Here is an 18,190-nt window from a genome sequence, read left to right as displayed (position 1 = left end):
TCGTGTTAAAATTAAGTATTGTAAACGGTAAGACAGGAAGCAACGGTTTAAAGGATATATAAGACTGAAGTTCATCAAATAGATACAAAATTCATTCGTCCGTTTTCATTAACGGGCGATTTTTTTTGTGGCTTTTATTTCGTATGTGAATGAATGCTTATGGACAAACTTAGTTCACAATGAGCTACAGGAAGGGGAACTAAAATGAATAAAAAAATACTGTACGGGACCCTATCGCTCTTATTTGCGTTCAACATATTAAGCGCTTGTAATGGCGGGGCGCCTGAAGAAGACGATATGGATAACGGCACCGGCGAGGAAGAGGACATGGGTGGCGATGACTTGGACGAAGACGTTGAAGATGAGGGAATCGAAGAGGAAGATGATCCGGAAGAAGATCCTGAAGATGAAGGGGATGATCAAAATAATGAGGAAGAAATATATAGTAATTAAAGCGTCAGGAATAACGAGATGGAGGGAACTAAATTGAATAAAAAAATACTGTACGGCACCCTAACGTTCATATTTGCGTTCAACGTATTAAGCGCTTGTAATGGCGGGGCGCCTGAAGAAGATGATTTGGACGAAGACATTCAGGATGCAAGGTTCGAAGATCGTATTAATCCGGAAGCAGAAACCGAGGACATCGGGGACGATCAAGATAATGTAGAGGAAATATATAATAATTAGAAACGTCCCCGGCATGCTTCGACCACCGGTGTTGTCCTCGCTCCTGCATCATAGGGTAAAGCCTGTGAATATAAACATCCACAGGCTTCCTTCCAGCTCTTCCTTAATGATGATCCCTGAGACTTAGCGGCTCCATCTCCACAAATTCTTCGCTCTCGATCACGTCAATATACGCAGGCTGGGCGCCGGGATACTCTTTCATGCGCCAACCGTCCATATTTCTGTTTCCGCCGTAAAGCGGGTCGGAGTAAACACCTTCAATCGTCGCTTGCCTTAACAATGAAAAAAACAAAGTCGAGGAAACCCCATCCATGTCCACTTCATCATTATCAAAGGCACTGAGTATTTCGTTTTGTTGTTCTTCTTCCAGATCATCAAAATTCTCGTCAAATTGCTCGTCGCTGACATCATTGATACGCCTGACACCTTGTGTAAAAATTTCGCCTCTCGTCATCGCTGACTGATATCCTTGTTCAGGTTCCCCTTCCTGAAAAGGCCCGCGCATATACTCTTTGGCATTGACGCCCCATTGACCCGCCAACTGTTTATCTATAAAATAAGGCGCTCCTAAAGCTATTGCTCCGGGACCATTATCATCCTCGGGGAATATCCTTTCCGTAGCCGCGCTCAGAACATTGAAATCCATATCACGGCTAAAGAACATTCTTGCTTCGTCAAAATCATTCGTATCGTCTTCTTCATCCGTCGCACCGCCGGTTTCCGTCTGTGTACCGGTTTGCCACTGGTTGCCGATAATGCCACCCAGCAACCCGCCCCCGACGATGCCACCGGTCACCAAACCGGTATTTTTGATAAACGTTCGGCGACTGATCCCTGAATCGGCATTGGTGTTGTCCGTGTTGTTGTCAGCCATCTCCTCACTCCTTTATATGAGATATAAGTATATGAATTAGTATGGCTTGCGAATGTAAAAATCATGCACCTGCTCCAGGATTTTTTCTATGAGTTTCTGCTTGACCAACACTTCCAATTGGACGTTTGTTATAATAAAGAAAACTTGCAATTAAAAAAAGGATAGAGTAGAATATTAATAAACAAACAAATATTCCCGTGAAGGAGGGTGACGAAATGAGTGAGACATTGTTACAACAGTTATTAAGTGAAATGAAGGGGTTCAAACAGGAATTCACCGATTTCAAAACAGAGATGAAGACGGACATACAGGACTTGAGAACCGAGATGCAGACCGACATGAAGAACTTGCGGACTGAAATGAAAAGCGACATGCAGGACTTGCGGTCCGAGATGCACAGTGACATGCAAAGCTTGCGCTCCGAGATGCAAAGCGACATGCAAGGTCTGCGCTCCGAGATGCACAGTGACATGAAAAGCCTGCGCTCCGAGATGCAAAGCGACATGCAAAGCCTGCGCTCCGAGATGCAAAGCGACATGCAAAGCCTGCGCTCCGAGATGCAAAGCGACATGCAAAGCTTGCGCTCCGAGATGAATCAACGCTTTGATCAGGTCGATGCGGAGCTGTCTGTTTTAAAAGGCGGACAGAAAGGCATTCGCACGGAAATAACCGATCGATTTCGGGAAACAAATGAAAATGTCGGCCACTTGCATCGCCAAATCCATTTGCTCGATGCCGACTATCATTTACTACTCCGCAAAGCAGCTGACACAGAAAAAGAAGTCAACCGCCTCACGCACAATCAACAATAAACATCGCAATTAAAAAAGCTATCATCGCTACGCGTTAGATCAGTAAATTTTTCCTAAAGCAGGAACCCCCACTTCTATTAAGCGGGAGTCCTTTAAATCGGTATTCACACCATCTTTCGCTCCCAAAAACGGTGGGCGGCAATGGCGTCGATGAATGGTTGTACGAAATCGGTGTCATTATTTGCTTCCACGACGCCGAGGCTGTCGGGCAAGTTTAAGTTTTTCAGCCAATTTAACCCTTCATTGCTGGCCGCGATGGGCTTGAAATGTTCAAAGGCCTGCTTCATAAACTTGGACGCGCCTCTGTCAAACCAGGCATCGGCCGTTTGCCCGCCGTCGACGTAGACGGCATCAAAGGCGACGGACGCATCGGTTTGAAACGTGTGCTTAGCCTCGACTTGACTGTCATTGTTCCCTGTAATAGGGCCGAGTACGTCACTGATAATCCTTGGTTCTGCGCCTGCTGCCGACAAGGCGTCAATCATGGCTTCCACCTTTTGCCCGTCGTAGCCTTCAGCAACGATAATCGCCACTTTTCGCGTCATTGCACTTTTCGTCGTGTTCGCCTGGCTAAGCGCCGGTGAATGTTTTTTTACATTGGAACCTCCAGAACTTGGCGGCGTGCTTCCAATCGTTTTGGCAAAGGCCGCCGTCATGTCCACATCCACGTTGGAGAACATATCGACGATCCTCTGACGAACGTCTTTACTTTTCACTTTGCCGACCTCGAACCGGAATGCGTCAATAATATGCTGTTTCTCCGGAGCACTCATGCTATTCCAGAACAATTTCGCCTGCGAGAAATGATCCTTGAAGCTGTCACTGCGCGCGCGGATTTTGTGCCCGTCGACTTTTTCCTGATAATGGGCAAAGCCCCCTTCTTCTTCACTGACGGTATAAGGTGAACTATTGGCGAGCGCATTCCGGTGATGAGCCACGTTTCCTTTATTGACCGTCTGCCGCATAAAGCCGTCGCGTTGATTGTTAAAGAACGGACAAACCGGACGGTTAATCGGAACTTCGTGATGATTCGGGCTCCCGAAACGAAGGATTTGTGTATCAAGATACGAAAACAGGCGGCCTTGCAGCAACGGATCATTGGAAAAATCAATGCCCGGGACGATATTGGCCGGGTGGAAAGCCACCTGCTCCGTTTCCGCGAAAAAATTGTCCACGTTGCGGTTTAACGTCATTTTGCCGATGATTCGCACCGGCACATCTTCTTCCGGCCAAAGCTTGGTCGCATCCAGAATGTCAAAATCAAACTTGAACTCATCTTTTTCTTCAATGATTTGCACGCCGAGCTCAAACTCCGCGTTATTACCCAGGTTAAGGTTGTCCCATAGGTCGCGGCGGTTAAAATCAGGATCCGCCCCGCCGACGATTTCTGCTTCCTCCCAGGCAAGGGAATGAACACCCAATACAGGTTTCCAGTGGAATTTTACAAAATGGGCTTTTCCTTCTTCATTGACGAACCGAAAGGTGTTTACACCGAACCCTTCCATCATTCGAAAGCTTCGCGGTATCGCACGATCACTCATGAGCCACATGATCATATGAGCGGTTTCCTGGTTTTGCGAGACCCAATCCCAAAACGTATCGTGAGCGGCGGTCGCCTGCGGAATTTCGTTATCGGGTTCCGGTTTAATGGCGTGTACGAGGTCCGGGAATTTTATCGCGTCCTGCATAAAAAAAACCGGAAAATTATTCGCAACCAAATCGTAGTTGCCTTCTTCGGTGTAAAATTTCGTGGCAAACCCGCGGACGTCGCGTGCGGTATCTTTTGATCCGCGAAAACCGACAACGGTGGAAAACCTTACGAAAACCGGCGTTTTCACGTTTGGATCCTGCAAAAACTTCGCTTTCGTATACGGCTTCATCGATTCGTATACTTCAAATTCACCATGCGCAGCAAACCCGCGCGCGTGCACGACCCGCTCCGGAATACGCTCATTATCAAAATGCGTCATTTTCTCCCGGAAATGAAAATCATCCATAATCGTCGGGCCGCGCTCCCCCGCTTTTAAAGAAAATTCATCCTCGCTCATTTTGAGCCCTTGATTGGTCGTCATCGGTTTGTCTTCATTGTCTGAACTTCGAAACGCTTCCAATTGTTCATTTTTGCTGTTTTCATTAAAGTTGGGTTCTTCTTCATTAATGTTTTTTTTATCCTTCACATTGCCACTCCTTAAACCTGTTTATGATTGAACGCCTTGTTGTTTCAAAACGGGATAAATTTTGCCTACACTTTGTATTTCCATCGCCGGGGCCGGAGCTAGTGGGTAATACCCTTTGTTCACCATATACTGCCATATTTCGTACGCATGATGGCTGGTGCTCAGATAGGCATTCTCCAGGGCTGTTCGCAAATCCGGATTCGCGCATTCCAAAGCGCCCTGGGCATTATTTTTGGCTGAGGCTTTCATATCGAGTAAATAGGCGGTTGCGATTTCCCGGTCGTTCGGTTGCGTTTCTGTCAAACGCATTTCCACCGGGGGAAGGGGCGTGACCGGTGATTCCGTATAGCTGGCCAAATTAGGCGTGTACGTGTCGGCTTCAGATTTGGCGATGTCAGGCGCACCTGCGTCTTGTAAAAACTCCACTTTCAGGTTATAGTCATCGATATGCGTGGAAAAGTGCTTGGCGAGAAGCTGTTGCAACTCCTGGTCCTGGGCTTGCTTCATCCATGTAGACATACAGGAAACGGTGTTGAAACACCCCATGGTTAGTTCGCTTAATTCGTGGAATTCATGTCCGGCTAATTGCATAGTTTATTCCTCCTAAATGTTTTTTACAGACATAGCATATCCGCGGGTATTTGAATTATTCGCGCCCTGCTGAGGCTTCTATTTAGAAATAATTAACTTTAACGTGTTAGTATACGGAAGATAAGTCAACGTATGGGTGAGGAAATGATGATAGCGTTTTTCGTCGCACTATTACCGATTATAGGGATTTTCGTTCTCCTCTTTCTTTTTAGGCAGTCGTCTTTGCGGGCAGGTTTGTTTGCCTATGCTGTTGCCGTATTGATCACGCTTTTTCATTCAACGTTTTCACTGGACTTTTCAAGTGTCATGAACGCCACGATTCAAGGCCTTTTAATCTCATTTATAGCGGCCTATGTGCTTACTGCTTGTCATATTAACCGCATCAGCATGGTTGTGGCTATTATAAAGAAAACTTGGCTTATCGCCAAGCCTTTAAGGCGATAAGCCTTAGTTGCATTTATGCAGGATAAGAAAGTGGTTTTTACTTTCTTACCTGCTAAAAAAGAGCCGTGTATTCACGACTCTTTTTGGTCTATTGGTTCACTTTATCCCTTAACGCTCGCTTCAAAAACTTCCCTACCGACGTTTTTGGGATTTCATCCATAAACACGACGTCGTCGGGAAGCCACCATTTGGCGAATTGCGGGCGAAGGTAATCAATAATATCACCTTTCAATGTCGATGCTTTATAATCATCTTTGACAACGACACAGGCCACGGGGCGTTCTTGCCATTTCGGATCAGCCATCGCGACGACGGCCGCTTCCTGTACGTATTCGTGAGCCATAATCGCATTTTCCAGTTCTACGGACGAAATCCACTCGCCCCCGCTTTTGATCAGATCTTTCGTGCGATCGACGATGCTGATGGCACCTTCTTCATCAATGGTCACGACGTCGCCGGTGTGGAGCCATCCATCCTGAAACGCCTCCGCGCTCCGTTCATCGTTATGATATTCATCCGCGATCCATGGCCCGCGGATAAGCAGTTCACCCATCTCCTCGCCGTTCCATTCGATGTCACCGTTTGCATTAATGGCTTTAATATCAATGGCCGGGACCGCCATCCCCTGTGTCGAGCGCATATCCAAACGGTCGTCGTCAGGCAGATCCTGCTGGTAACTTTTCAGGCGGGATAGGGTTACAAGAGGTGTCGTCTCCGTCATTCCGTAGGCATGAATGAAAGGAACGTTGTAATCCTTTTCAAATTTCTCGATCATTCCTTTCGGTGCCGCGGAGCCCCCACAGAGAACAGCCCGCAAACTGCTCGTATCATAATTTCCCTGCTCCAGCACTTGCAATAAACCGAGCCATATCGTGGGAACGCCTGCAGTCACCGTTACTTTTTCATTTTGAATGAGTTCTGCTAACAACCTGGGGGTGAAATTTGGTCCAGGCAACACCTGCTTGGATCCAAACCACGTGGCCGAGAAAGGCATGCCCCACGCGTTAGCATGAAACATGGGGACAACAGGCATACTGACATCGCTCTCGGAGGCCGCCGCCGAGTCAGCGAGTCCCAGTGACATTGTGTGCAACGCGATACCGCGATGGGAATAGGTTACGCCTTTCGGCATCCCTGTCGTCGCCGACGTATAGCACATCGCCGCCGGTTCATTTTCATCGATATCCTGTAAAAATTCATACGCAGTGTCGCCTTCACTGATTAATCGTTCATAAGAATATACCGGTGCCAGCGATGTTTCCGGCGATGTTTCCTTGTCGGTCATCACCACATACGTATGCACGGACGTAAGTTGTTCCTTGACGTTTTCTATCAAAGGCAGCAGTCTTCGTCGATCAGGAGCACACGATCTTCGGCATGATTAATGACGTGCACGAGATGCTCTTCCGGTAGACGGATATTGATCATGTGCAACACCCCGCCCATGCCGGGCACACCGAAATAAGCTTCCAGGTGACGATGATGATTCCACGCGAGCGATCCGATCCGTGCGCCTCTTTGCACGCCGATGCTTTCCAGGGCGCTTGCCAACGCGCGCGTCCGTTTGCCAATATCCCTGTATGTCAGGCGATGCACCGTATCCAGCGTTCTGGAGACCACTTCTTTTTTCGGAAAATACGTCTCCGCACGCTCCAGCATCGGGGCTACGGTTAATGGTGTATTCATCATTGCCCATCACTCCCTTTATGGTTATCATTTAATTCTGCCAACAGTTCTTCCGTATGTTCTCCGAGCCGAGGCGCTCCTGAGTGGATAGAGGCCGGGCTCTCCGATAATTTAATGGGGAAACCGATCTGTTCTACATCGTTATAGGTTTGGACCATCTTGCAAGGACTTGCGGGTCGCGGGTGACTTCTTCCATCGTGAGCAGCGGCGCCACACAAGCCTCTTTGTCCTGAAACACATCCAGCCATTCCGATAAATTTTTTTCGGAAATAACGGCTTGTATCTCCGCTTTTAAGCGGTGTTGTTCCGCTATAGAAGCATACTGCAGAGGGATCAATGAATCCTTTCCGATCCCTTTGCAAAAAGTTTTCCAAAACTTCGGTTCCAGGGCTCCGACCGACAACCAGCGTCCATCCTTCGTTTCGTAAACTTCATAACAGGCGTTTCGACCGGCGAGTGGCTGGTCTTCTTTTTGATTTGTTTGATTTTTCACAAAATAAGCCGGGAGGATGGTTTGCAGCCAGGAAATCACGCCATCCAGCATGGAAATATCGACAAATTGCCCGCGACCGGTCTGCTTTTTTTCCAAAAGCGCGAGCAAAATGCCCACGACGGCAGGTAGGGCACCGCCGCCAATGTCCGCGATTTGCACGGATGGGATCGTCGGCTTTTCATTCGTTTCGCCCATTAAATGAAGAATACCCGCGTAACTGAGATAATTAATGTCATGGCCGGAGTAGTGCGCGTAGGGGCCGGTTTGGCCGTAGCCGGTCACCGCGCAATAAACGAGGCCGGGGTTGACGAATTTCAATGTTTCATAGTCGAGCCCTAACCTGTCCATAACACCCGGTCGAAAGGACTCGATAACGACATCGGCCGTCTCGACGAGTTTTAAAAACGTTTCTTTTCCTTCCGCTGCTTTCAAATTGAGCGTGGCGCTCTTTTTATTGCGGTTCAAGGAATGAAACAAGGCGCTGTTGTCATCGACTATCGGCCCCATCGCGCGCGCATAGTCACCCGTCTCTGTTTCCTCGATCTTGATCACTTCCGCGCCAAAGTCAGCGAGTAGCATCGTCGCGTAAGGCCCGGGCAGAAGGCGTGTAAGATCCAGGACGCGAATGCCACTCAGCGTCGTTGCCATTCGATTACCTCCCTTTTAATGTTAGCGTTTACAACCATAATTTAATCGTAGCAGTTTGTTTGTGACCGGACAAGAGAATGTTCGAGTAAAAAAATAAGATAACATAGAAGTACGCCAAATTATTGGAACAGCTACCGTATCTGAAAGAAGCCTACGTCCCGATTTGGAAGTGCGTTGGAGTGGCCCGCGCACCTCAATATTGCCTACGTCCCGATTTGGGGGGCGCTGGAGTGGCCCGCGCACCTCAATATTGCCTACGTCCTGATTTGGGGGGCGCTGGAGTGGCCCGCGCACCTCAATATTGCCTACGTCCTGATTTGGGGGGCGCTGGAGTTGCTATATGGGGTAGAATAGATATTTTCACGACCCCATGATTATATTTGGACTTTGACGAGACCCTACCTGCAAAAAAAACAGCCCAAAATCTGGGCTGCTTTCAAAAGCTTATTGTTTTTCCTCCCCTTCGATCTCGACCTCTTCTTCAGGGAGCGATTGCTCGAATTCCTCGCGTTTTTCTTCGAGCTCACGTTTGGATTCTTCCTGATAATCAGGTTCAAACTCTTTTTGTTTGTTCTCCAGGCGTAAAATGTCGTACTCGCTGCTCAGCGCTTTGACGAGTGATATGCCCATCAGGATCACGACAAACGCGAATGGGAATGCGGCAATAAGCATTGCCATCTCTAAGGCTTCCAGACCCCCGGACCATAAAAGGACCATGGCAGTCCCGGCAAGAATCGCGCCCCAAATGAGTTTAATATTCATGGAGGGGTTTAGTCGTCCTCCGGTCGTCAGCATAGCAAGCACAAATGTCCCTGAATCAGCCGATGTTATAAAGAACGAGGAAATAAGGATAACGGCGAGCCCCATCACAATGGGAGCCAGCGGTAAATTTTCCAGGAAGCCGAACAAGGCCACTTCCTCGCCTGCCTCTGAAATCAGTTCATATAAAGCGCCGGCGCTCGCATTATCCATCTCGATGCCAGCGACACCCATAATGGCGAACCAAATCGCGGTGAACACGAGAGGGACTGCCGTAACTCCGAGGACAAATTCCCGGATCGTTCTGCCTTTGGAGACACGAGCTATAAACGTGCCGACGAACGGCGACCAGCCGATCCACCATGCCCAATAGAAGAGCGTCCAGTCATTGAGAAAATCCCGTTCCCCGGTGAATGCATTCATGTTAAAGGTCATGCTGGGCAGGTTCTGTATATAATTCCCCATGGTCGTCATAAACGACTCAAGCATCTGCACCGTTGAACCGAGGATGAATACAAAGACCATCAGCGAGAATGCAATAACCATGTTCGTCCAACTTAAATAGCGGATACCCCGATTGATACCAGTGGCTGCCGAAAGAATAAACAGAAGGGTAATGATCACGATCACAAGCATTTGCGTGAAAAAGTTATTTTCAATCCCTTCAAAACTGAAACTTAACCCGGCAGTAATCTGCAACGCTCCCAAACCGAGCGAGGTGGTAATCCCAAAAACAGTGGCAAACACGGCCAATACATCAACGCCATGTCCCCATCCTCCTCTCATTCGGTCACCGAATAGAGGCGATAACGCAGAACTGATCAGGGCCGGAGACCGATGCCTAAATTTAAAATAAGCAAGCGTCAGCGCAACGACGGCATATGTAGACCACGGATGCACACCCCAATGGAATAGCGTATATTGCATCGATTCTTCCGACGCGGCCGTCGTTCCTGGATCCGTGGATGGCGGAGCGTAATAATGGGTTAACGGTTCGGCAACACCGAAGAACACCAGACCCACGCCCATACCAGCGGTAAAGAGAAAGGAGAGCCATGTAAAAACACTGTATTCCGGCTTGTCATCCGGCTTTCCGAGTTTAATCCGTCCAAATGGACTAATTATCATAAAGATGGCAAAGATCACAAAACCCGTCATGACCAATAAATAAAACCAGCCAAAGTTTGAAGCTAGAAAACCATCAATAAATCCAAGTACCGCCTCAACATTCTCGGGAAGAAAGGCACCCCAAGCAATAAAGACGGCGGAAATGGCCACCGCCACCCAAAAGACGGTGGTTACTTTTTTATTTTTCATCCTAGAACCTCCTGACTATAGTATGACGAAAGCTGTCGTCAGTATAACATCATAGTAAAATTTAGCAAAGAAATTATGACGATTCAATGGCTGAGAATCAATATAACCAATCCCGACACCCATTCCAACCAAAACGCTTAAAAAATGACGAATATAGTGTAGTCGCCTGCCCTTTCATTATTTACCCATTGATCATACATTATTACTGACACGTGATGAAAGGAGGATAAATGATGTCTTATGGTGCCGGTGGTGGATTTGCGCTCATCGTTGTGCTGTTCATCCTTCTGATTATTGTAGGAACGTCTTATGGTGGTCATGGTAAAGGACACGGCTATGGTGGCTTCTGGTAAATAACCACTCCCACTTCTGATAAGTGGGAGTTTTCTCCTTCATATCTTTACATATGATATAGTGATGGGAGAACGAACTTGCAGGAGGCTTTTCCATGTGCGGACGCTTTACATTGTACGATCAAATTAAAAAAATCCGGGAACGATTCGGCATTGATGTCAGTGCTGTTACTGATGTAGACCCCAGTTTCAATATCGCCCCGAGCCAATCCATATTAGCGATCATCAATGATGGCGAGCAAAACCGATTAGGGCGACTGCGATGGGGACTGATTCCGTTCTGGGCCAAAGACACAAAGATCGGCTACAAAATGATTAACGCCCGTGCGGAAACGGTCGCGGAAAAAAACAGCTTTAAGCAAGCCTTCAAATGGCGGCGCTGTCTGATCCCGGCAAACGGCTTTTATGAATGGACGACCACCGCTGGCCAAAAACAACCTTACCATATTCAAATGCAGGATGGAGCACTGTTTGCTTTCGCCGGTTTATGGGAGAAATGGACGGATGGCGAAGAAGACATTTTCTCCTGCTCGATCATAACGACGGAAGCGAATGATTTGATGCGCGACATTCACGATCGCATGCCCGTCATTCTCAGCCGGGAACACGAACAAAAGTGGCTGGATCCAACGATGAATGACCCGGAAAAAGCGACCAACCTTCTCCAACCCTTCCCGGCCAACGAGATGAAAGCCTATCAAGTGTCTACTAACGTCAACAGTCCGAAAAACAACCATGCAGCCCTGCTCCACGCGCTGTAAGGAATGATAACAGTGAGTGTACTGGAAAGATGGCAAACGGTTTTCATTATGATTTCCATAGGTGTCGGCTTGCTGTTGGGACAAGCCCCCGTGATCCAGGCACATGCCGAACCCTTCATTCTCCCCTTTTTAATGCTTATGCTCTACAGCCTCTTTCTCGCTATCCCCGTGAAAGAGTTCAAAACCGCTTTTGCGAACCTCACCTTTGCGAGTTCTACCCTGGCGATCAATTTCCTCTGGTCGCCTTTGCTCGCGTGGGGGTTAGGGGCGGTATTCCTCTCCGAGCACCCGGCGGTATGGCTCGGTTTTATCATGTTAATGGTGACCCCCTGCACCGACTGGTATTTGCTTTTTACCGGCGTTGCCAAAGGGAACGTTCCTTTGTCGACATCGATATTGCCGATGAACTTGTTCCTGCAAATTTTGTTGCTGCCGGTTTATCTTTCGTTGTTTGCCGGGGAGAGCATTCCCGTGGATTTCTCTGTTCTATTGGAAAGCATTCTTTTCGTTTTCGCGGTGCCGCTTGGGCTCGCGATGGCGACGCGCTTTCTCCTGCGTAAAAGACGGGCCTTTTTTCATCAGAAAATGCTTCCTTTTTTTGCCAACGGTCAGATGATCTTCCTGGTGCTCGCGATTACAGCCATGTTCGCCTCACAAGGCCACTACCTGCTACAAAATGCAGGCGTGATTTTGCTGTTACTCGTGCCGATACTCTTTTTCTTTATGATTAACTTTTTCCTCGGTCGGTTTATGGGACAATTTTTCAACTTTTCGTACGAAGATACCGTAAGTCTAAACATGACCATCATCGCCAGAAATTCACCTGTTGCCCTAGCCATAGCTGTCTCCGCTTTTCCCGGCGATCCGCTTATCGCGTTAACGCTTGTGATTGGATCATTGATCGAGCTCCCCGTGCTCGCAGTCGTCTCGCACCTGTTATTGCGGCGGAGAAACGCGGCGTAAGTGGAAGCGAGCTTTAGATAAATCGGGATTGGGTGGCCGAGCAAAGTTGGACACATCTTGCGGTCGCTGCATACCCCTGAATGGAAAAATTATCCTGTATGAGGGACGGGAGACGACTCCCGTGCACCTCAATATGGAAGAAATATCCTCGTTGAGGGACACGCGAGACGCGGATCTTCCTTTTAGTTGCTCCCACACTAATCCTCCCCGACGATATCCTGTTCCGCATCGAGTTCGTAATCCACCCCTTCGGAATAGTTATTCGCCGCGTCCCAAAGGAGAAACTCGTAAATATCATTATCATAAAGTGCCTGGATTTGCGCCTCTACTTCATCCGCGCCGTATTCCATCCAGTCGCCATCCGGTAAATAGGAAGCGGTAAAGTCCTGGAGCCAGGGTCTGGAGATCGGTGGGTCTTCCATGTCATCCATCAGTTCGTTTTCCAGTTGTGAGTATTCATCAATGATATTATAGGGCTCAAGATCGGGTTGATCGATACCAAAATGCGGTGTCCAGTGGCTTGGATAAATCATCGAAGACATAATATCTACGTTTTCGGCGATTTCTGTGAAGTTCTGTCCAATCCCCGGTGTCTCATCCACCGTCGCTGCATACCCGAAGATATCGGCGGATAATTTCACCCCATAAGGCCTTAACTCTTCACGGGCATACTCAACGAAATCAGTAACAGCGGCTACACGGTTTTGAACATTATCCTCACCGGATTCGGCATAGTCCCCTTCGGAATATTCGAGATCCTCGTCACGGTTTTCAAAGCCTTCGGGAAAACGGATATAATCGAGCTGAATTTCTTTAAACCCTGCCCGGGCCGCTTCTTTTGCTACCTCAACATTGTACTCCCATACTTCTTCAACGAACGGATTGACAAACGATTCTCCGCTGTTGTTCGACCATACGCTCCCATTATCCAAAAAGGACAGTTCCGGTTCTTCCTCGGCCAACTCTGTATCCTTGAAAACAACAATCCGGGCGATAGGATAAATGTCGTTTTCCTCGAAGGTATCCATCATGCCGTCCATGTCGTCGATGATTTCATTGGTATTGGCCTGGACACGCTCATCGTCCGAATCCGTTTCATAGGTGACGAACCCGTGATCATCTTTAACGTCCACGACAATGCTGTTCAAAGACGTATCGTTGACCAGGCCGAAGAGATCCTCAGCATTGTCGCCTCCCATGGAATGAGCCGTCGAGAAAATCCCCTTCACACCGTCCTCCGGGTATTCGATCTCAACACCGCTGTCATATGTAAAACGATCGGGAATCAACCTCGGCATCGCGAGCAGGTCATCATCGCTTACATCGAATAAAGCTTCTTCGTCTCCGCCGTTTTCTTCCTCTTCGTCGTTTTCCTCTTCGTCCCCGGTGTCATCGTCGTCATCATCAGCAGCAGCCATGACCGCAGGAGAGTAGCTGCTGAAAATGAGCATACCGCCCAATAAAAATACAAAAAGCTTTTTACGCATCTTTAACATCTCCTTCTTCGTCCGGGACATTTTCGATGGCTGTTTCCGCGGATAATAACGCGTCCTGAACATTATCAAGCTGGGCGTGGATGTCTTCCTGGGAATCATTAATTTCCTCGATGCCCTCTGTGAGGAACTCAAAATCATCATCCTCACCTAAACGGTTGAAAAAAGTGGCTTGTGTATCAAGTTCCGACTCATATTGAGCGATATAATCGGAAAGGGCGTTATGTAAGTAAGCGATTTCTGCATGCAAATCTTCCAGCTCTTCCACAGGCAATGCCTCGTCGTCACCGTCCTGGACCACATTCCCGATCATTTCATTTTCCACTTGCAATGTTACGTTCGCGTCATCGATATCGGATAAAAGAGCTTGTCTCTCTTCCAGGCTCGAAAGTACCTGCGCTTCCTGATTGGCAAAAAGTTCCGCTTCATTTTCCGCCAGATCTTCTTCAAATTCTTCCTGCATCCCTGCTTCCAAAGCCAAAATATCATTGATGTTGGATATCACAGCGTCTTTTTGGTCCTCGATTTCGTCTTTGGACGTGATCGCATCCTCGATGTCGACCGATTCACTGCAGCCAGCGATCCCCAACACGCCTGCGCCTATCATGATCATGCCCCATCGCACATGTTTTTTCATTAAGATCCCCCATTATAAAAATACGTCGAAAAAGCTCATTTCATAGTATAGCAGCTTTTGATCCATGTCTGAAGACTTTTTTATAAAAAAATAGTGTATAATGAAAGTGGGAAAGATTTGCACGAGGAGGGTGACATGTGAAAATATATGTAGACGCCGATGCTTGCCCCGTCAATGATATTGTGATCGATGAAGCGTTATCAGCCGATATTCCAGTTATTCTGGTAAAAAGTTATGACCACTTTTCTATCGAAGATGATCCCGCCGGCGTGGAATCCATCTACGTTGACACCGGTTCCGACTCAGCCGATTATCGCATCATGGCACTCGCGGAGCCAAATGATGTTATCATCACCCAGGATTACGGCCTGGCTGCACTGGGACTGGCCAATAACTGTACCGTCCTCCATCATAACGGCTTCGTATACACGAATGATAATATCGAATCATTGCTCCATAATCGTCATACCCATGCCAAAATGAGACGAAGCGGCCAAAAAACGAAAGGGCCGAAACCGTTCACGAACGACGACCGAGCGCGCTTCAGGAAGCGCTTGCAAAGGAAAGTGCATTGATTTAAAAAAAACGAGGCAGCCTGAGCGCCTCGTTTTTTTAATCTTAAAATGTTTGTTGTATGTTGAACATTTCATCGGTTTCCATTTCGATATAGAGGTCCATTCTATAAACGTCACCTTCATCTAGATCGAACGCGTTTAGAAACTCCTGGGCCATTTCTTCGTCCCCTTGTTCAGTGTTCAATTGTACTTCCTGCAGGACGCCCTCGATCTCTTCTCTTGCCTCTTCGCCTTCGGTTTCCTCTTCATCGTCTCTGTCTACCTCGGCATCAATCGAGCCATCATCTTCCGTTTCGTATTCGAATTCCCATTCCGTATCATCGGTGAACTGAATATCCAGCTCCATTTCACGGACACCCTTGTCAAGAGCGGTTTCTCCGTCACCTTCTCCTTCAGCAGCTCCTTGTCCATTATCCCCGTTCAAGTCATCCATTTCATCTTGCATGCCCGTGTCATCGCCGGCCATGTCATCACTTAAGTCCTCGGTCATGTTGGCGTTATCTCCTGTCGCCTCATCACCATTCATCTGTCCGTTCCCTTCCATTTCCTCGCCGTTTCCGTTTGCGCCTCCATTATCTCCCGTTCCGTTGCCATTTCCACCGTTTTGATCATCGGGGGCTCCGCAAGCAGCAAGCAGCAGAGCGAGACTTACGATCATGGTTCTTTTCCACTGCATGGTGATCCTCCTTTAATTCTGGATGTAAGCTCGCTCTTATCCTGTCCTGCTTCCGGCAAACTATGCAGTTTATCCGCTAACAATCCCATCTGAACAAAGCACCGAGACCAACGCTTCGTGACTATGATTCTCCGTATATTTATGAATGTCTACAGCGAATGTTTTTAACACACGAAGCGTTTCTTCCCCTGCACAGACAACCCTTTTATCCGCACAATAAGTCTTCAGGCCCTCTGCCAACCTGTGATCGAGAGCGTATATCTGTCCCGGCGCGGTAAACAATACCGTGTTGATCCATTCTTCCGAATCCAATCGGGAAAAAATATCTTCTTTTAATACGGAGGGGTGTCGATCAGCGATTTGCCAATGTTCATGTTCGCCATCCCCTTCGCGCGTGCTGATGACAAGGTCAGGGTTATTTTCTCCATCCGGAGGCAGCCCCTGCGCCACAAGCGCTTTTCTCGTCTCATCATCCGTTCCCGATACATGGGCGGGCAATAAACGTAAGTCATATCGCCTGGATTCCCAAAACTGAAAAAAGAAGGACACACTGGTAGCGTCTTCGAAGTGTACGCGTTGATAAGTCGGCAAAGGCGCCGAGAGCATTGGCGGGTTAAATGTGAAAACATCTCCGGGATAGGAAAAGACATGGGCTCCGAGACGTTTTAAGGCGTTGGCCGTATCTGCTCGATCAGGCCCCCCATCGTTGGCCCATAGTATCGATTCACCTTGCAAAGGCAATGCCTCATACCAGCTTAACACGGGATGACATTGTGCTGTTTTCCCGACGATGACAAGCGCGGGATTCATCAGCTTTTTTCTATTGGCTTCATCTGCTATCGTCATGAGCGTGCCGCTTGCCGTCCGCTGCTTCGATGTCGTACTCCATTGCACAATCACAACCGGTGTTTGCACGTCCCAGCCTTCTTCCATGAGGCGTGCCATCCAGAAAGAAAGATAACGCATGCCCATGTAAAAGATGAGCGTATCCGCAGAAGGAATGGCGACGTCAGACAACGGCATCTCCTTACGGGAATGCCCGGTCACCAAAGCTACACTCGTACTTAAAGAACGATAAGTTGCCGGCACACCTGCGTAGACAGCGCCGGCAAGGCCCGCGGTGAGTCCGGGCACCATTTCAAAGGGGATGCCCGCTGCCTGCAACGCTTTGGCTTCTTCTCCAAGATGAGCAAATACACCCGGGTCGCCTCCTTTAAGACGAACGACATTCTCCCCTTGTTGGGCGAAGTCCATCAACATATCCTGAATGGTCGATTGGCGCATCGAATGACCCCGCGGGATCTTGCCGCTATAAATGCGGCGCGCGTCTTCTTTCGTATGTTCCAACAATAGAGGATGCACGAGCCGGTCATACACGACGACATCAGCGTCTGCCAATAACGCTTTTCCTTTTTCCGTTACCAGTTCCGGGTCTCCCGGCCCGGCACCTACAATCGCTACATGGCCTTTATTCAACATTACTCTACCAGTGCAAGCCACATTCGGTTTTTTGCATCCCGCTCCATCTTCCGCTTCTTTCATCGGAACCATCGAGCACCTGGGCCGTGCACGGCGCGCAGCCAATGCTCGGATAATGATTGTCGTGGAGCGTATTGTAAGGGAGATCACGCTCATGGATGTGGGCCCAGACATCTTCCTGCGTCCAATGGATCAATGGACAGATTTTTAACAGGGAAAAACGCTGATCCTTATCTATAAAAGGAGTGTCCTTCCGTGTCGGGGATTGTTCCCGTCGCAATCCGGATATCCAGGCCGTATAGTGGGAAAGTTCTTTTTCGAGCGGCTCAAATTTGCGCATCTTGCAGCACAGATCAGGACGACTCGCCCAGAGACGATCACCATACTGTTGCTTCTGTTCTTCCACCGTGTTTTCCGGCGTCAAAGCTTTTATGTTTAACGTTGGAAAACGTTCCCGGACCTCATCAAGGAGCGTATACGTTTCTGCAAAATGCAAGCCTGTATCAAGAAAGACAACATGAGCGTCGGGATGAACTTCTGCAATCAAGTCGAGAAGCACCATACCTTCCGCCCCCAGGCTACAAGCATACACGAGTTGATCACCGAATGTCCTATATGACCAGGCCAATACGTCTTTAGCGCTGTGATTGACCAATACCCCTTCATTAAGATGCTCGGTCTCTTGATCTGAAAGCGTAGAAACGGTTAACAATGGACGGCCCCCTTCGTTTTATTCATAACTAAATTCATCGGATTTATATG

18 protein-coding genes and 1 pseudogene are annotated in these 18,190 nt (G+C 48.2%); 8 read left to right on the top strand and 11 right to left on the bottom strand.

What is annotated here, in order from left to right:
• Window positions 1-204 precede the first annotated feature (204 nt).
• Together BLS58_RS06285 and BLS58_RS06280 are read left to right on the top strand one after the other, a co-directional pair.
• Window positions 205-453 (top strand): hypothetical protein, encoded by a 249-nt coding sequence (locus BLS58_RS06285; RefSeq protein ID WP_090397131.1) that lies wholly within the window; start codon window positions 205-207, stop codon window positions 451-453.
• A gap of 33 nt (window positions 454-486) precedes the next feature.
• Window positions 487-690, top strand: coding sequence for a hypothetical protein (locus BLS58_RS06280; RefSeq protein WP_090397129.1), 204 nt, complete (start codon window positions 487-489; stop codon window positions 688-690).
• A gap of 103 nt (window positions 691-793) precedes the next feature.
• On the opposite strand, the gene BLS58_RS06275 is transcribed toward BLS58_RS06280, so the two are convergent.
• Window positions 794-1,564 (bottom strand): gluconate 2-dehydrogenase subunit 3 family protein, encoded by a 771-nt coding sequence (locus tag BLS58_RS06275; protein WP_090397128.1) that lies wholly within the window; start codon window positions 1,562-1,564, stop codon window positions 794-796.
• 215 nt (window positions 1,565-1,779) lie between these two features.
• Between BLS58_RS06275 and BLS58_RS06270 the strand changes: the two genes are divergently transcribed.
• Entirely contained in the window at window positions 1,780-2,376 is a 597-nt protein-coding gene (locus tag BLS58_RS06270) for a DUF1640 domain-containing protein (RefSeq protein WP_090397126.1), read from the top strand.
• A 104-nt stretch (window positions 2,377-2,480) separates the two neighbouring features.
• Here the strand turns inward: BLS58_RS06270 and BLS58_RS06265 are convergent, their stop codons facing one another.
• Window positions 2,481-4,535: a catalase gene (locus tag BLS58_RS06265; RefSeq protein WP_090397474.1), complete on the bottom strand. Its 2,055-nt coding sequence runs from the start codon at window positions 4,533-4,535 to the stop codon at window positions 2,481-2,483.
• A 39-nt stretch (window positions 4,536-4,574) separates the two neighbouring features.
• Window positions 4,575-5,144, bottom strand: coding sequence for a spore coat protein (locus tag BLS58_RS06260; RefSeq protein WP_090397124.1), 570 nt, complete (start codon window positions 5,142-5,144; stop codon window positions 4,575-4,577).
• Between the two features lie 144 nt (window positions 5,145-5,288).
• Between BLS58_RS06260 and BLS58_RS06255 the strand changes: the two genes are divergently transcribed.
• Window positions 5,289-5,588: a hypothetical protein gene (locus tag BLS58_RS06255; RefSeq protein WP_218126176.1), complete on the top strand. Its 300-nt coding sequence runs from the start codon at window positions 5,289-5,291 to the stop codon at window positions 5,586-5,588.
• Between the two features lie 88 nt (window positions 5,589-5,676).
• Here the strand turns inward: BLS58_RS06255 and BLS58_RS06250 are convergent.
• The 3 genes and pseudogenes from BLS58_RS06250 to BLS58_RS06235 all read right to left on the bottom strand — a co-directional run bounded on the left by BLS58_RS06250 (window position 5,677) and on the right by BLS58_RS06235 (window position 10,491).
• Window positions 5,677-7,277 (bottom strand): annotated as a pseudogene (locus BLS58_RS06250) (long-chain fatty acid--CoA ligase).
• A gap of 130 nt (window positions 7,278-7,407) precedes the next feature.
• Entirely contained in the window at window positions 7,408-8,415 is a 1,008-nt protein-coding gene (locus BLS58_RS06245) for a CaiB/BaiF CoA transferase family protein (RefSeq protein ID WP_245723078.1), read from the bottom strand.
• A gap of 444 nt (window positions 8,416-8,859) precedes the next feature.
• A complete protein-coding gene (locus BLS58_RS06235; protein WP_090397118.1) occupies window positions 8,860-10,491 on the bottom strand; it encodes a BCCT family transporter in 1,632 nt (543 codons plus the stop codon).
• Between the two features lie 233 nt (window positions 10,492-10,724).
• Between BLS58_RS06235 and BLS58_RS06230 the strand changes: the two genes are divergently transcribed.
• The 3 genes from BLS58_RS06230 (at window position 10,725) to BLS58_RS06220 (ending at window position 12,568) form a co-directional block, all read left to right on the top strand.
• Window positions 10,725-10,844, top strand: coding sequence for a YjcZ family sporulation protein (locus BLS58_RS06230; RefSeq protein WP_143018880.1), 120 nt, complete (start codon window positions 10,725-10,727; stop codon window positions 10,842-10,844).
• A 95-nt stretch (window positions 10,845-10,939) separates the two neighbouring features.
• A complete protein-coding gene (locus tag BLS58_RS06225) occupies window positions 10,940-11,605 on the top strand; it encodes an SOS response-associated peptidase (protein WP_090397114.1) in 666 nt (221 codons plus the stop codon).
• A 12-nt stretch (window positions 11,606-11,617) separates the two neighbouring features.
• Window positions 11,618-12,568: an arsenic resistance protein gene (locus tag BLS58_RS06220; RefSeq protein ID WP_090397112.1), complete on the top strand. Its 951-nt coding sequence runs from the start codon at window positions 11,618-11,620 to the stop codon at window positions 12,566-12,568.
• Between the two features lie 197 nt (window positions 12,569-12,765).
• Here BLS58_RS06220 and BLS58_RS06215 read toward each other — a convergent pair whose 3' ends face one another.
• Together BLS58_RS06215 and BLS58_RS06210 are read right to left on the bottom strand one after the other, a co-directional pair.
• The gene (locus BLS58_RS06215) at window positions 12,766-14,055 is read right to left on the bottom strand and encodes a putative glycoside hydrolase (protein ID WP_245723077.1); all 1,290 of its coding nucleotides are present in this window, start codon (window positions 14,053-14,055) and stop codon (window positions 12,766-12,768) included.
• Window positions 14,048-14,698, bottom strand: a complete 651-nt coding sequence (locus BLS58_RS06210; RefSeq protein WP_090397109.1) for a YkyA family protein — start codon at window positions 14,696-14,698, stop codon at window positions 14,048-14,050. The genes BLS58_RS06215 and BLS58_RS06210 overlap by 8 nt, the downstream gene beginning before the upstream one ends.
• A 137-nt stretch (window positions 14,699-14,835) precedes the next feature.
• On the opposite strand from BLS58_RS06210, the gene BLS58_RS06205 reads away from it, so the two are divergent.
• On the top strand, window positions 14,836-15,273 hold the full coding sequence (locus BLS58_RS06205) for a YaiI/YqxD family protein (RefSeq protein WP_090397107.1): 438 nt from the start codon (window positions 14,836-14,838) through the stop codon (window positions 15,271-15,273).
• A 43-nt stretch (window positions 15,274-15,316) separates the two neighbouring features.
• Here BLS58_RS06205 and BLS58_RS06200 read toward each other — a convergent pair whose 3' ends face one another.
• The 3 genes from BLS58_RS06200 to BLS58_RS06190 all read right to left on the bottom strand — a co-directional run bounded on the left by BLS58_RS06200 (window position 15,317) and on the right by BLS58_RS06190 (window position 18,140).
• Window positions 15,317-15,949, bottom strand: coding sequence for a YusW family protein (locus BLS58_RS06200; protein ID WP_090397105.1), 633 nt, complete (start codon window positions 15,947-15,949; stop codon window positions 15,317-15,319).
• Window positions 15,950-16,018: 69 nt separating this feature from the next.
• Window positions 16,019-17,491 (bottom strand): uroporphyrinogen-III C-methyltransferase, encoded by a 1,473-nt coding sequence (gene cobA, locus BLS58_RS06195; protein ID WP_218126175.1) that lies wholly within the window; start codon window positions 17,489-17,491, stop codon window positions 16,019-16,021.
• Window positions 17,433-18,140 (bottom strand): phosphoadenylyl-sulfate reductase, encoded by a 708-nt coding sequence (locus BLS58_RS06190; protein WP_090397101.1) that lies wholly within the window; start codon window positions 18,138-18,140, stop codon window positions 17,433-17,435. Before BLS58_RS06190 ends, cobA begins: the two co-directional genes overlap by 59 nt.
• Window positions 18,141-18,190: the final 50 nt, after the last annotated feature.

Source organism: Natribacillus halophilus, from assembly GCF_900100185.1.
Taxonomy (GTDB): Bacteria; Bacillota; Bacilli; order Bacillales; family Marinococcaceae; genus Natribacillus; species Natribacillus halophilus.
Note: the sequence above shows the minus strand (reverse complement) of the source record. Positions and strands in the feature narration are given on the sequence as shown.